The organism is Streptacidiphilus sp. ASG 303 (assembly GCF_020991365.1).
GTDB lineage: Bacteria > Actinomycetota > Actinomycetes > Streptomycetales > Streptomycetaceae > Peterkaempfera.
Genome location: NZ_JAJLRA010000002.1, coordinates 15,921 through 29,498 on the forward strand (window position 1 = coordinate 15,921; position 13,578 = coordinate 29,498).

The window sequence follows — 13,578 nt, forward strand, 5'->3', positions numbered from 1 at the left end:
GGACGAGGAGCACGATGGACCTGGCACTCTCCGACGAGCAGGCCGCCGTACAACGGCTGGCGGCGGAGTTCGCCGACCGCGAGATCGTCCCGTTCGCCCGGGAGTGGGACCGGGCCGAGCAGGTGGACCGGTCGATCGTCGGCAGGCTAGGCGAGCTCGGCTTCCTGGGCATGACCATCCCCGAGGAGTACGGGGGCTCCGGCGGCGACCACCTGGCCTACTGCCTGGCCACCGAGGAGCTGGGCCGCGGCGACTCCGCGGTGCGCGGCATCGTCTCCGTCTCGCTCGGCCTGGTCGCCAAGTCGGTCGCCGCCCACGGCACCGAGGAGCAGAAGCGGGAGTGGCTGCCCGAACTGACCTCCGGGCGGGCGCTCGGCTGCTTCGCGCTGACCGAGCCCGGCACCGGCTCGGACGCCGCCAACCTCACCACCCGGGCGGTGCGCGACGGCGGCGACTGGCTGCTCACCGGCTCCAAGATGTTCATCACCAACGGCACCTGGGCCGACGTGGCGCTGGTCTTCGCCCGCACCGGGGAGGCCGGGCACCGCGGGGTGACCGCGTTCCTGGTCCCCACCGGGCTGCCGGGCTTCGGCCGCCGCGAGGTGCACGGCAAGCTCGGCCTGCGCGGCCAGGCCACCGCCGAGCTCTCCCTCGACGACGTGCGGGTGCCCGACTCCGCCCGGCTGGGCGCCGAGGGCCGGGGCTTCTCCGTGGCCATGTCGGCGCTGGCAAAGGGCCGCATGTCGGTCGCGGCGGGCTGTGTGGGCATCATCCGGGCGTGCCTGGACGCGGCGGTGCGGTACGCGGGCGAGCGCGAGCAGTTCGGCCGGCCGATCGCCTCCCACCAGCTGGTGCAGGAGCTGATCGCCGACGTCTCGGTCGACCTGGACGCCTCCCGCATGCTGGTGTGGCGGGTCGCCGACCTGGTCGACCGGGGCCTCCCCTTCGCCGTGGAGTCCTCCACCGCCAAGCTCTTCGCGAGCGAGGCGGCCGTCCGGGCGGCCAACAGCGCCCTGCAGGTGTTCGGCGGGTACGGCTACATCGACGAGTACCCGGTCGGCAAGTACCTGCGCGACGCCCGCGTCATGACCCTGTACGAGGGCACCAGCCAGATCCACAAGCTGCTCATCGGGCGCGCCCTCACCGGCGTCAGCGCCTTCTGAACCACCCGCACAGCCCGCCCCCGCCCCCGCCTCCGCCACCCGCACAGCCCGCCCCCGCCACCCGCACAGCCCGCCCCCGCCACCCGCACAGCCCGTCCCCGCCACCCGCCCCGACTGTCCCCACCGCCCGCCCGGCCGCTTCCCTGCGACCGGCTCGACGAGGAGCCCGCGTTGCGTCCCGTCTACTTCGCCGCCGCCCGCCGCACCCCCGTCGGGCGGCTGCGCGGCGCCCTGTCCGCCGTCCGCCCCGACGACCTGGCCGCCGGCGTCCTCGCCGGCCTGCTGGCCGACGTCCCCGCCCTCGACCCGGCCCGCATCGACGACGTGTACTGGGGCGCCGCCAACCAGGCCGGCGAGGACAACCGCAACGTCGCCCGGATGGCCGTGCTCCTCGCCGGCCTGCCCGACAGCGTGCCCGGCGCGACCGTCAACCGGCTCTGCGCCTCCGGCATGGAGGCCGTCACCAGCGCCGCCCGCGCGATCGCCGCGGGTGAGGCGGAGGTCGCGGTGGCGGGCGGCTCGGAGTCGATGAGCCGGGCGCCGTTCGTGCTGGCCCGGCCCGACGAGGCGCTGCCGCACCGCATGGACACCTTCGACACCCGGCTCGGCTGGCGGCTGACCAACCCCCGGATGGCGGAGCTGCACGGCGTGCTCTCCATGGGTGAGACCGCCGAGGAGGTCGCGGAGCGGTACGGGATCGGGCGGGAGCGGCAGGACGCCTTCGCGCTGCGCAGCCACCGCAACGCGGCCGCCGCCCGCAAGGACGGGCACTTCGACGCCGAGATCCTGCCGGTGGTGCGGCCCGACGGCGTCGCGGTCACCGCCGACGAGTGCATCCGCGAGGACACCTCCGCCGAGCGGCTGGCGGCGCTGAAGCCGGTCTTCCGCAAGGGCGGCACCGTCACCGCGGGGAACTCCTCGCCGATGAACGACGGCGCGGCCGCCCTGCTGCTGGTGAGCGGGGAGGCGCTGCGCGACCTGGGCCTGGAACCGCTGGGCCGGTACGCCGCCGGGGCGTCGGCCGGCGTCCACCCGGACACCATGGGCATCGGCCCGGTGCCCGCCACCCGCAAGGCGCTCGCCCGGCTCGGCTGGGCGGTCGGCGACGTGGAGGAGGCCGAGTTCAACGAGGCCTTCGCCGCCCAGGCGCTGGCCTGCACCGACGCCCTGGGCATCGACCCGGGGCTGGTCAACCCCAGCGGCGGCGCCATCGCGCTCGGCCACCCGCTGGGCTGCTCCGGCGCCCGCATCCTCACCACGCTGCTGCACCGGATGCGCCGCACCGGCGCCCGGCGCGGCCTGGCCACCATGTGCGTCGGCGTCGGCCAGGGCAGCGCCGTCCTCGTCGAGCGCGACTGACGCACCGCCACCTCCCCCTCCCCCTCTGCAGAGGAGCACGTCCGTGAGCAGGTTCACCGGCAGGGTCGCCGTCGTCACCGGCGCCGCACAGGGCATCGGCGCGGCCACCGCGCTGCGGCTGGCCGAGGAGGGCGCGGCGGTCGCCGTCGTCGACCTCACCGCCGAGCGGGCGCAGGGGACCGCCGACGCGATCGCCGCCAAGGGCGGCACCGCGCGCGCCTACGGCTGCGACGTGGCCGACCACGAGGCCGTGGCGGCCGTCTTCGCCGAGGTCGTCCGGGACCTCGGCGGCCTCCACGTCCTGGTCAACAACGCGGGCATCACCCGGGACAACCTCTTCTTCCGGATGCCCCGGAGCGACTGGGACGCCGTCCTGACCGTCAACCTCACCAGCGCCTTCAACTGCGCGCAGGCCGCCCAGGCGTACATGGTGGAGCAGCGGTACGGGCGGATCGTCTCGCTCAGCAGCCGCTCGGCGCTGGGCAACCGGGGCCAGGCCAACTACGCCGCCGCCAAGGCCGGCATCCAGGGCCTGACCGCGACCCTCGCCATCGAGCTCGGCCCGTACGGGATCACCGCCAACGCCGTCGCCCCCGGCTACATCGCCACCGCCATGACCGCCGCCACCGCGGAGCGGGTCGGCTCCACCGCGGAGGAGCATCAGCGGCTGGCGGCCGAGCGCACCCCGCTGCGGCGGGTCGGGCAGCCGGAGGAGGTCGCCGCCGTGGTCGCCTTCCTCGCCAGCGACGACGCCTCCTACGTCTCCGGCCAGACCCTCTACGTCAACGGCGGCGCCCGCTGACGTGCCCGGGACTCCCGGCCCGGCGGCGGGCCCGGGGGTCCCCTCCGCCCGCGTTCCGGGTGCGGCGCCGCGGCGGGGGTGCCACGGTGGACACGGCACCGGCACGGGCGAGGAGAGGACACCCCAGTGGCACTGCACAAGGGCCGGGACGACGACCGGCGGCTGTCGGTCAACCCCTTCCTCGGCGAGGCGGACCCGCTCGGTCCCATGGAGGTCGCCCCGCCGGTGCACCGGCTGCCGGACGGCCCGATGCCGCCGTCCACCGCCTACCGGCTCATCCACGACGAGCTGCTGCTCGACGGCAACGCCAAGCTCAACCTGGCGACCTTCGTCACCACCTGGATGGAGCCGCAGGCGTCGGTGCTGATGGCCGAGTGCGTCGACAAGAACATGGTCGACAAGGACGAGTACCCGCAGACGGCCGAGCTGGAGCGGCGCTGCGTCGCCATGCTCGCCGACCTGTGGCACGCCCCCGACCCCGGCGCAGCCGTGGGATGCTCCACCACCGGCTCCAGCGAGGCGTGCATGCTCGCGGGCATGGCGCTCAAGCGCCGCTGGATGCACCGCAACGCCGACCGGTACGCCGCCGGGGCGCGGCCCAACCTGGTGATGGGCGTCAACGTGCAGGTCTGCTGGGAGAAGTTCTGCACCTACTGGGAGGTCGAGCCGCGGACCGCGCCCATGGAGGGCGAGCGGTTCCACCTGGACGCCGAGCGGGCCGCGGCCCTGTGCGACGAGGACACCATCGGCGTGGTCGCCGTGCTGGGCTCTACCTTCGACGGCAGCTACGAGCCGGTGTGGGACATCTGCGCCGCCCTCGACGGACTCCAGGAGCGCACCGGCCTCGACGTGCCCGTGCACGTCGACGGCGCCTCCGGGGCCATGGTGGCGCCCTTCCTCGACGAGGAGCTGGTGTGGGACTTCCGCCAGCCGCGGGTGGCCTCCATCAACACCTCGGGGCACAAGTACGGACTGGTGTACCCGGGCGTGGGCTGGGCGCTGTGGCGGGACAAGGAGGCGCTCCCCGAGGAGCTGGTCTTCCGGGTCAACTACCTCGGCGGCGACATGCCGACCTTCGCGCTCAACTTCTCCCGCCCCGGCTCCGAGGTCGTCGCCCAGTACTACACCTTCCTGCGGCTCGGCCGGGACGGCTACCGGGCCGTGCAGCAGGCGTCCCGGGACGTCGCCGGGCGGCTGGCGCGCGGGATCGAGCAGCTGGGCTGCTTCCGGCTGCTGACCCGCGGCGACCAGCTGCCGGTCTTCGCCTTCACCACCGCCGACGACGTCACCTCCTTCGACGTCTTCGACGTGTCGCGGCGGCTGCGCGAGCGCGGCTGGCTGGTCCCCGCCTACACCTTCCCGGAGAACCGCACCGACCTGTCGGTGCTGCGCGTGGTCTGCCGCAACGGCTTCTCGGAGGACCTCGCCGACCTGCTGCTCGCCGACCTCGGCCGGCTGGTCGGGGAGCTCCGCCGGCAGCCCGCCCCGCTGCGGGAGATGGGCGTCGAGGCCCGCTCGGCGTTCCACCACTGACGGCGCGTGGCGTACCGTCGTCCCCCGCCCGTACCGTCACGCCGCTCCCGGAGGACCCATGGCCGAGCAGGCCCCCGCCCCCGCACCCTTCACCCGCGAGGACCACGCCGCCCGGATGGACCGCGCCGCCCGCGACGCGGCCGCGGCGGGCCTGGCCGGACTGGTCGTCATGCCCGGGCCCGACCTGGCGTGGCTGACCGGCTACCTGCCGACCGCCACCACCGAGCGGCTCACCGCGCTGGTCCTGTCGGCCGGCGAGGAGCCGCGGATGCTGGTCCCCGCCCTGGAGCGCGGCGACGCCGAGGCGGCCCCGGGGGCGGGCGCGTTCGCCGTCTCCGACTGGCGCGACGGCCAGGACCCGTACGCCGCCGCGGCCGGCCTGCTGCGGCCCGACGGCCGGTACGGGATCTCCGACTCCTCCTGGGCGATGCACCTGCTGGGCCTGCAGCGGACCCTGCCGGGGACCTCGTACGCGGCGCTGAGCGAGGCGCTGCCGATGCTGCGGGCCGTCAAGGACGCGGCGGAGCTGGAGCGGCTGGCCGCCGCGGGCGCGGCCGCGGACGCCGCGTACCGGGACGTGCTGGGCGTGCGGTTCGCCGGGCGCCGGGAGTCGGAGGTGGCCGCCGACCTGGCCACGCTGCTGCTGGAGCACGGGCACAGCCAGGTGGACTTCACCGTCGTCGGCTCCGGCCCCAACGGGGCGAACCCGCACCACGAGGCGGGCGCACGGGTGATCGGGGACGGCGACACGGTGGTGCTCGACTTCGGCGGGCTCAGGCACGGGTACGGCTCGGACACCAGCCGCACGGTGCACGTCGGCGAGCCCACCGCCGAGGAGCGGCGGGTGCACGACGTGGTGCGGGAGGCGCAGCAGGCCGCCTTCGAGGCGGTGCGGCCCGGGATCGCGTGCCAGGAGGTCGACCGGGTCGCGCGGGCGGTGATCACCGGGGCCGGGTACGGCGAGTACTTCATCCACCGGACCGGGCACGGCATCGGGGTCACCACGCACGAGCCGCCCTACATGGTGGAGGGCGAGGAGCTGCCGCTGGTGCCGGGGATGTGCTTCTCGATCGAGCCGGGGATCTACCTGCCGGGGCGGTTCGGGGTGCGGATCGAGGACATCGTGGTCTGCACGGAGGACGGCGGGCGGCGGCTGAACACCACCTCGCGCGAGATGGCGGTGGTGGCGTAGCACGCAGCCCGGCCCGGGGCCGGACCGGCGGCGGGCGGGTGTGCTCCTGGCCGGCGCGCCGGCCTGGAGCACGTCCGGGCCGGCCCCCGCGCGAGGCTCGCGCCGGGGTCAGGCGTCGGGCCGCATCTCGCCGAGCTGGGCGAGGTAGCGCTCGGCGGCGCGCAGCTTGCGGCCGTCCGGGCCCGGCACCCGGCCGCGCAGGGCGATCATGGCGGGGGCGATCCGGCGGGCCTCGGCGACGTCGTGGACGGCGCGCCAGCAGGCGTCGGCGTTGGAGGCGGCCTGGAGGGTCTCGGGGTGCTCGGGGCCCCGCACGGCGAGCAGCTTGAGCGCGACGTCGCGGTAGAGGTCGGCGGCGAGCGCCTGCCTGCCCGCCAGGCGGGAGACGTGGGCCCGCACCTGGCGGACGTGGAGCGCGGCGGGGGCGGCGTCGCCGTGCATGGCGACGGCCTGGCGCTCCAGGGTGGCCGCCAGGTCGGCGGCCGTGGCGTGCTCCCCCGCGTCGGCGGCGCGGACGATGCGGCCGATGGGCTCCCGGTACTCGGCCAGCGCGGCGGCGGGGTCCTCGGCGGGGGCGGGGGCGGTCTGCGGGACGGCCGCGGGCGGCGGTCCCGCGGGGGCTGCGGGGGCGGCCGCCTTGCCGAGGCGGACCGCGGGCGGCCGGGCCGGGGGCGGGGGTCCGGGCTTGTCCAGCGTGACCGGGGCGGCCGTGGCCGGACGCGACGCCGGGGCTCCGGGTGCCACCGGGTGGGACGCGGCCACCGGGTGGGGCACGGCAGCCGGGTGGGGCACGGCAGCCGGGTGGGACGCCCCGGGCTTGTCGAGGAGGACGGCCGTCCGCGGCCCGGCCGGAGGGCCGGGGACGGCGGCCGGGACGGCGGCGGTGCCCGACACGGTGGTGGTCGCGGCCCGGGGGGCGGGGGCCGGTACGGGGGCGGCCGCGGCACCCGCCGGGACCGGCGCGGCCGCGGCGGCCCCGTCGTGCGGCGCCTGCGGGGCGGGCTCCGTGCGGCGCGCGGTGTTGCGGAAGACCGGCCGGCCGGGCCCGTGCGAGGCCACGACCAGCACGTCGGGCCGCAGCACCGACTGCACCTGGTGCTGGAGCTGCTCCGGGCTCAGCGCGGCCCCGGCGCCCGGCTGCCCGCTGTGCAGGGCCTCCACCAGGGCGCGGGTGAAGGTGCCGACCTGCTGAGGGTCCGGGTTGACCGCCGCCCACAGCGGCAGCCCCTCGGCCAGCGGCGAGGGGACGGTGTGGAGCATCGGCCAGACCGCCTCGTCGGCGCTCAGGTCCGCGATCACCAGGGCGCCCCACTCCGCGGGGCGCGTCCGCAGCTCGGCGGCGATCCACTGCCAGGGCAGGCCGTCGTGCCGCACGGTCGCGGGCCGGGTGTCGCGCAGGGCCAGGTGGAGGCGGCCGCCGCGGCGGTCGGCGAGGACGTGTCCGGCCAGGTGGACCAGGACCGGTCCGGGGTGGCGGGCGGCGGACCGCAGGTGGGCGAGGACGGTCTGCGGGTCGGTGGCCGACGGCAGGTGGACGGCGTCCACGGCGTCGGCCGCCAGCAGCACCTGGGGCGAGACCGCGGCGAGCACGGCGGACAGCGCCGGCGCCCCGGCGGACACCGCCTGGCGGGACCACGGCCACCTGCCTGACGCGGCGAAGCCGCCCTCGACCACCAGGATCCGGCCGCGCGGCGCCGAGCCCGGGGCGGGTGCGTGCAGGGGGGCGGCCGTGCGGACGGCGCCGGCGACCGGCTGCAGCACGGCCGTCTCCGCCGCCGCGTCCGGCCACGGCGCCCCGGCCGTCCGCGGGGGCGGCGGGGGGAGCGGCATGCGCATCGTGGTCCCCGGGGCCGCGGCCTCCGCACCGGGACCCGGACCCGTCGTACCGCCCGTCACCGTGCTCCCCGTCACCGCACGTCACCGTCCCGTCCCGCAGCCGCCCGCGCCGCTGCCGCGGCGTCCGTCCGCCGTGCGGCGCCGACCGCCGCCACCGGCGTGCGTCACCTTATGGGGTCGCCCCGGCGCTCGGCCATCCGGCGGCGCGGGGCGTCCGTCCGGACGGCCGGTGCGAGAGCCGCCTCCGGGAGGTGTGCCGCCGCGGCCGTCCCCGGGGGCCGCCCCGGGGCGGGGCCGGGGCGGGGCCGGACCCCGGCAAGCCGCCGGGAGCGGCACGGTGGTGACGGGGGGTCGGCCGACGGGGTGCGCGGTCAGGGCTGCTCCATCAGGTCGCGGAGCAGCGAGACGGTCTCGGGCTCGAGGTCGCGGGCGGCGTGGCGGCTGGTGGCGTCCAGCCGGTTGACGGCCTTGAGGAGCTGCTCCCGGGCGCCCGCGGAGGCGTAGACGTAGAGCAGGTCGCGGTGGAGGAGCTCGGCGTCGGGGCAGACCGCGAGGCCGCGGAAGGCCGCCGCCTCGGCGCTGCGGTAGTCGCCGTGCTGGAGGCGGCGGGCGGTGAGTTCGTGGGCGGTGTCGAGGACGGCGGCGACCATGTCCTCGCGGAAGGGCTCCGCCCACCCGTACGCACCGGCCGGGACCTCGGCGAACGGGGCGCCGCGCACCAGGGCGAGGGCGTGCGCGAGCGCGGCGTCGGCGGCGGGGCTGGTGCTGCGCATGCCGCGCCGGTACAGGCTGCGGAAGTCGTCCCAGTCGCAGGTGACGGCCGGTGAGAAGGTGTGGGCGCCGCTGCCGTCGGTGAGCAGCAGGCCGCCTCCCTCGGGGTCCTGGGCCAGCCAGTCGCGCAGCCGGTCCACCGAGGCGGCCAGGTCGCGGCCGGCCTGCTCGGCGGCCTCGGGGTCGCGGTGGACGGCCCCGGGGTGCAGGACGAGGTCCAGGGCCCGCTGGTCGCTGCCCGGGTTGAGGGCGAGGTAGGCCGCCACCTCCGTCAGCCGGCCGCGGGCGGCGGGGTCCAGCGGGCCGCGGGCGCCGAGCACGTCCACCGGGCCGAGCAGCCGCACCCGGGGGGCGGTGCGGACCGTGTGGGCGCGGGTGGACCGCAGGATGGCGAGCAGGTCCTCGGCGTCGGTGCGGCCCGGACGGGGCTGCTCCCCGGGCGTCCCGGCGGCCGGCGCGGGGGCCGGGGCCGGGGTCAGGGCCGGTGCGGGAGCGGGAGCGGGGGCCGGTGCGGGCGCGGGGGGCTCCGCGGTGCGGGGGGCGGTGCTGGACGGGGGTGCGGGCGGCATCCGGACGGGGGCGGCCGGGTCGGTGCCGGCGAAGGCGCTCGTACCGGTCCCGACGTGCGGGCGCAGGACGGTGAGGGCGGGGAGGGCCGTGCGCCGGGGCACGGCGGCGCCGTGCCCCCCGCCGTCGGGGCCGGAGGCCTCCCCGGCCTCCCAGGGGCCCTCGCCCTGCCAGGGGTCCGGGGGGCAGGCCCCGGCCTCGCGGTCGAGGAAGGGCCAGTGCGCGGGGTCCGGCTCCGGCCCCTCGACGGTCCAGTCCGGCGCGGGGAGCTGCTCGGTGCTGCCGGAGGCGCGCAGCAGGTCGCCCCAGAGGGCGTACTGCTCCGCCGTCAGCCGCTGCAGCTCCACGGTGAGGCCGAGGCCCGGCAGCGCGGTGGGGCCGGACGCGGCGAGGGTCCAGCGGGCGACCGGCCCGTCGCCCCGCGCCGGAGCCCGGGTCACCGCCGCCACGCAGGTGCGGGGGCGGGCGTCGAGCAGCCGGCCGAGGTCCTCGGGGGCGGTCCCGGCGGGGGCGTGGCCGCAGAGCACGACCTCGGGCGTCCAGGCGTCGTCGGCGAGGCCGCGGCTGCGCGCCTCCCGGGGGTGCGCCGCACCGGCGGCGGCCAGGGCGGAGCGGGCGGCGTCGTCGCGGTCGGCGAGCCGGCGGAGCGCCTCGTCGAGGGTGCCGTGCCGCAGCACCCGGGCGGCGGCCCGGTCGGTGGCGGGCAGGTCGGGGGCGGCGTCGACCAGGTGCAGGTGCAGGTCCTCGGCGAAGGGGCTGTGGGCGAGCTCCAGCGCGAGGGCCCGCTGCACGGACCGGACGTCCTCGGGGTCGCCGGAGAGGTGGACCAGCCGGACGGCCTCCAGGTCGACCAGGACGGCCCCGCCGTCGGGCGCGGAGCCGATCCCGACCAGGGCCGGGTAGGGGGCGGGCACGGCGGCGGCCTCGTCGGCGGGCAGCAGGTCCGGGGCGTCGGGCGGGCACCACCAGGTGGTGGAGGCGTGGGACGCGCGGAAGGGGGAGACGGGCACGGCGGGGACGGACAGGTGCAGTTCGACGGTGTGGCCGGGGGTGATCCGGACGGCGGTGAGGGCGGGCAGCCGCCGTCCGGCGGCGGCCGTGTTGCGGGCGAGGGTGCGCAGGGCCCGGTCCACCAGGTCGAGCCCGGCGGCGTCCTGACGTGCCCGCAGTTCCGCCTCGAAGGCGGCGGCGGGCGGCGGCGGCAGGGCGATGCGGTGGCGGGGGCGGCGGCGCTGCTGCTGGCGGCCCCGCCGGGCGGCGACCGCGCCGACGAGGAGGGCGGCCAGCAGGACCGTCACACCGGAGGCGGTGAGGGCGGCGGCGCTCGGGTCGCGGTCGGCGGAGGCGGTGGGGGTGCCGCCGTCGGACGGGTCCGCGGGGGTGGCGGGGGCGGTGGTGGGGGTGGGGGCCTCGGACTGCGGGTCCCCGGACTGCGGGTCACCGGACCGGGGCTCCCCGGACTGCGGCGCCTGCGGCCCGGGGGTACGGGTGGCGGGGGCCGTCGAGGCGCCCGGGGCGGGTGTCGCCGGGGCGGACTCCCCGGGGGCGCCCGGCCCGTCCGCACCGGGTCCGTCCGTACCGGGTCCGTCCGCACCGGGCGGGGTGGCGCCGGGCGGGGTGGCGCCGTCCCCCGTCGGGGGCGGGGTCGTCCCGGGCGCCGGGGTGCCGGGCCGGGCGCCGGGGACCGCCAGGACCATGCCGGGGGCGATGACGTCCGGGTCGGTGAGCCGCTCGCCGTCCGGGGCGCGGACCCCCCGGTTCGCCTCGTACAGGCGCGGCCACGCGTCCGCGTCGCCCAGCTCGCGCCCGGCGATCGCCGACAGCGTGTCGCCCGGCCGCACGGTGACGGCGGCGTGCTCCGGCGTGCTCCCCCCGAGGTCGGCGGGCGCGTCCTGTCCGGCGGCGTCGGGCCGGGCGTCGTCCGGCATCAGCAGCCGCCAGCCGGGCTGGATGGGCCGGTCCGCGTCGAAGCGGCGGCCCTGGTCGTCCATCACCCGGCCGTCGTTGAGCCGGGCGATCTCCTGCCACCGCTCCCCGGACCCCAGCTGCCGCTCGGCGATGGTCCACAGGCTGTCGGCGGGCCGGGTGTCCCGCACGGTGTAGACGGGCCGGTCGGCGGCGGGCGCCGCCGCCCCGGGCCGGGGGGCGGGGGCCGCGGGGAGCGCGGCGTGCCGCGGTGCGGCGGTGATCGCCGCCGGCGCGTGGACCGGCGCGGCGAAGGCGCCCCCGGCGGCGGGCAGCACCGCGAGGACGGCGCCGACCAGCCCGGCGGCGGCCCGCTGGCTCCAGCCGAGGACCGGCAGGCGCCGGGCGACGCGGCCGCGCAGCTGGGCGGGGACCTCCACCAGCACGGAGAGCGCGAAGCAGAGCCACGCGGCCCAGCCGACGGCGACCAGCGCCCACAGGAAGAGGCGCCCGTCGTCGGGGCGGGTGAGCAGGTCGAGGACGCCGCCGTGCGCGGGCGCGCCCATGCCGGCCACGGCGCGGGTGCCGAGGAGCAGCAGGGCGGGCACGCCCGCGAGCAGCGCCGCCAGCGCGACGGCCGCCGCCGCGGCGGCGGCCAGTGACCGCAGCCGCCCGCGGCCGGGCCCGCCGCCGCGCGGGGGGAGGGGTGCGGGCGCGCCGCGGCGCACCGGTCGGTGGACTTCCGCTCGTGGGGCGGTCATCAGCCGTTCTCCGCTTCTCCGACGCCGCGCACCAGGCTGGCACTGCCCTCGCCGTGCACGGTCATGCTGCCGATACCGATCACGCCCAGCAGGGCGGTGTCGTACTCGCCGTCCACGGTGACGCGGACGGTCCTGCCGTCGGCGCTCACGACGGCCTCGCCGCGCACGCCGCTGCCCGCCAGGTACCGCGCCGCCGCGGCGCGGGCGGCGGCCGGGTCGACCACCACCGGTCCGCCGGAGAGGGCGGCGGCCGGGTCGATCTGCTGCCCGGCGGCGCGGGCGGCCTCCTGGGCGAGGGCGTCGGCGCGCTCGACGGCGCGCAGCCGGCCGCCGCAGTCGATGACGACGCCGATGACGGCCAGCAGGCCGACGGCGCAGATCGCGACGAAGACCGACACCGATCCGGCGTCGGTGCGCCGCGCCCCGGCGCGCCCGCCCGCCGGGCTCCTGCCCGTCGCCGCACGCCCGCCCTCCGCGGTCCGGGCCATCTCAGCGCCCCCGGTAGCGGTCGACGACCGAGGTGAACCGGCCGGTCATGGTGCGGGAGCCGGGCAGCCCGGAGAGCAGCAGGTCGTCCAGCGGCACGGTGCAGCGGACCACCGCTGTCACCTCGCCCGTCTGCCCGAGGGGCGCGCCGAGCCCCGCGGTGTCCACGTCGACGCTCCGGGCGGTGCAGTGCACGCCCTGCTGACGCAGCGTCTCCTCGGCGGCGCCCGACGCGGCCTGCTGCGCCGCCTCGGCGGTGCGGGCCAGCGAGGCGCTGCGGGCCGCGGCGCGGGCGGCCGCGTCGACGGTGCCGCCGGCCGTCTGGAGCCGCCCGGCGGCGACGGCGAGCAGGACGAAGAGGAGCAGCGCGGGGGCGATGATCGCCGCCTCCAGCGCCACGCTCCCCTCCTCGCCCCGGCCGCCGGGGGCGGCGCCGCGGGTCCTCACGGCCGGGCCTCCTGTCCTCACGGTCGGGCCTCCTGGGGGACGAACCGCTCGACGGGGGCGGTCACGTGCTGGGTGATCAGCTGCCCGTCGAGGCCGGGCAGCAGGGACTGGGCGCGGACGGTCACGGTGATGCGGACCACGGCGGCCGTGCTCCCGTCCGACGAGACCCGGGGGTCGGAGACGGCCGTGCCCGCCCGGTCGAGGAACGCCCGGGCCCGGGCGGTGCCGTCCGCCGGTCCGGCCCGGTGGGCGCGGCCCGCCTCGGCGCCCTCGCGGGCGGCGGTGAGGGCGACCTGGCGGGCGTACCACCACAGGGACGCCTGGACGACGAGCAGCACCAGGACGAGGACGGCGGGGAAGACGAGGGCGAGGCTGACGCTCATGGAGCCGTCGTCCGCCCGCCACCGCGGCCGGAGGTGCCGCAGGGGGGCGGACCGGCTCACTTGTCCGCGGGGATCTTCGCGGTGACGTTGTCGGCGAGCCTGGTCAGGGCGACCACCACCCCGCCAGCCACCGCCACCAGGGCGATGATGGCGAGGGCGAGCTCGATGGAGATGGCGCCGCGGTCGCCGTCGCGGGCGGCCCGGCGGGCGCGGTCCACCCGGTACCGGACCAGGTGGACGCCCATCAGCAGCGGCAGCAGGGCGGTGGCGGCGGTCAGGGCCGCCAGGGCCGCCAGGGGGGCGTGGGCCGCGGGTCGGCGGCCGGTCAGGTGCTTCATGTCTCGGTGCTCCCGGTTCTGCGGGCGGGGGTTCG

General features: G+C 78.5%; 11 protein-coding genes. 5 read left to right on the forward strand and 6 right to left on the reverse strand.

What is annotated here, in order from left to right; all coding sequences use genetic code 11:
• Window positions 1-14 precede the first annotated feature (14 nt).
• From LO771_RS02840 to LO771_RS02860, 5 genes are all read left to right on the forward strand, one after another.
• Window positions 15-1,163 carry an acyl-CoA dehydrogenase family protein gene (locus LO771_RS02840; RefSeq protein WP_230647975.1) on the forward strand — a complete coding sequence of 383 codons (1,149 nt, stop codon included), beginning with the start codon at window positions 15-17 and terminating at the stop codon, window positions 1,161-1,163.
• 171 nt (window positions 1,164-1,334) lie between these two features.
• Window positions 1,335-2,522, forward strand: a complete 1,188-nt coding sequence (locus LO771_RS02845; RefSeq protein ID WP_230647976.1) for an acetyl-CoA C-acyltransferase — start codon at window positions 1,335-1,337, stop codon at window positions 2,520-2,522.
• Window positions 2,523-2,565: 43 nt separating this feature from the next.
• Entirely contained in the window at window positions 2,566-3,324 is a 759-nt protein-coding gene (gene fabG / locus LO771_RS02850) for a 3-oxoacyl-ACP reductase FabG (RefSeq protein WP_230647977.1), read from the forward strand.
• Window positions 3,325-3,450: 126 nt separating this feature from the next.
• Window positions 3,451-4,857: a glutamate decarboxylase gene (locus tag LO771_RS02855; RefSeq protein WP_230647978.1), complete on the forward strand. Its 1,407-nt coding sequence runs from the start codon at window positions 3,451-3,453 to the stop codon at window positions 4,855-4,857.
• Window positions 4,858-4,915: 58 nt separating this feature from the next.
• Window positions 4,916-6,049 carry an aminopeptidase P family protein gene (locus LO771_RS02860; protein ID WP_230647979.1) on the forward strand — a complete coding sequence of 378 codons (1,134 nt, stop codon included), beginning with the start codon at window positions 4,916-4,918 and terminating at the stop codon, window positions 6,047-6,049.
• Between the two features lie 108 nt (window positions 6,050-6,157).
• Here the strand turns inward: LO771_RS02860 and LO771_RS02865 are convergent, their stop codons facing one another.
• The 6 genes from LO771_RS02865 to LO771_RS02890 form a co-directional block, all read right to left on the reverse strand.
• Window positions 6,158-7,879, reverse strand: a complete 1,722-nt coding sequence (locus LO771_RS02865) for a hypothetical protein (RefSeq protein WP_230647980.1) — start codon at window positions 7,877-7,879, stop codon at window positions 6,158-6,160.
• 377 nt (window positions 7,880-8,256) lie between these two features.
• Window positions 8,257-11,889 (reverse strand): LysM peptidoglycan-binding domain-containing protein, encoded by a 3,633-nt coding sequence (locus tag LO771_RS30965; protein WP_304944752.1) that lies wholly within the window; start codon window positions 11,887-11,889, stop codon window positions 8,257-8,259.
• The gene (locus tag LO771_RS02875; RefSeq protein ID WP_230647981.1) at window positions 11,889-12,287 is read right to left on the reverse strand and encodes a hypothetical protein; all 399 of its coding nucleotides are present in this window, start codon (window positions 12,285-12,287) and stop codon (window positions 11,889-11,891) included. Before LO771_RS02875 ends, LO771_RS30965 begins: the two co-directional genes overlap by 1 nt.
• A 91-nt stretch (window positions 12,288-12,378) precedes the next feature.
• Entirely contained in the window at window positions 12,379-12,822 is a 444-nt protein-coding gene (locus LO771_RS02880) for a TadE/TadG family type IV pilus assembly protein (protein WP_230647982.1), read from the reverse strand.
• Between the two features lie 17 nt (window positions 12,823-12,839).
• Window positions 12,840-13,205: a TadE/TadG family type IV pilus assembly protein gene (locus LO771_RS02885; RefSeq protein WP_230647983.1), complete on the reverse strand. Its 366-nt coding sequence runs from the start codon at window positions 13,203-13,205 to the stop codon at window positions 12,840-12,842.
• A gap of 56 nt (window positions 13,206-13,261) precedes the next feature.
• On the reverse strand, window positions 13,262-13,543 hold the full coding sequence (locus LO771_RS02890) for a hypothetical protein (protein ID WP_230647984.1): 282 nt from the start codon (window positions 13,541-13,543) through the stop codon (window positions 13,262-13,264).
• Window positions 13,544-13,578 lie beyond the last annotated feature (35 nt).

Excerpts from the sequence above, each read along its gene's own strand:
- LO771_RS02840 (WP_230647975.1), top strand. The coding sequence starts at position 15 with ATGGACCTGGCACTCTCCGACGAGCAGGCCGCCGTACAACGGCTGGCG.
- LO771_RS02860 (WP_230647979.1), top strand. The coding sequence starts at position 4,916 with ATGGCCGAGCAGGCCCCCGCCCCCGCACCCTTCACCCGCGAGGACCAC.
- LO771_RS02865 (WP_230647980.1), bottom strand. The coding sequence starts at position 7,879 with ATGCCGCTCCCCCCGCCGCCCCCGCGGACGGCCGGGGCGCCGTGGCCG.
- LO771_RS30965 (WP_304944752.1), bottom strand. The coding sequence starts at position 11,889 with ATGACCGCCCCACGAGCGGAAGTCCACCGACCGGTGCGCCGCGGCGCG.
- LO771_RS02885 (WP_230647983.1), bottom strand. The coding sequence starts at position 13,205 with ATGAGCGTCAGCCTCGCCCTCGTCTTCCCCGCCGTCCTCGTCCTGGTG.
- LO771_RS02890 (WP_230647984.1), bottom strand. The coding sequence starts at position 13,543 with ATGAAGCACCTGACCGGCCGCCGACCCGCGGCCCACGCCCCCCTGGCG.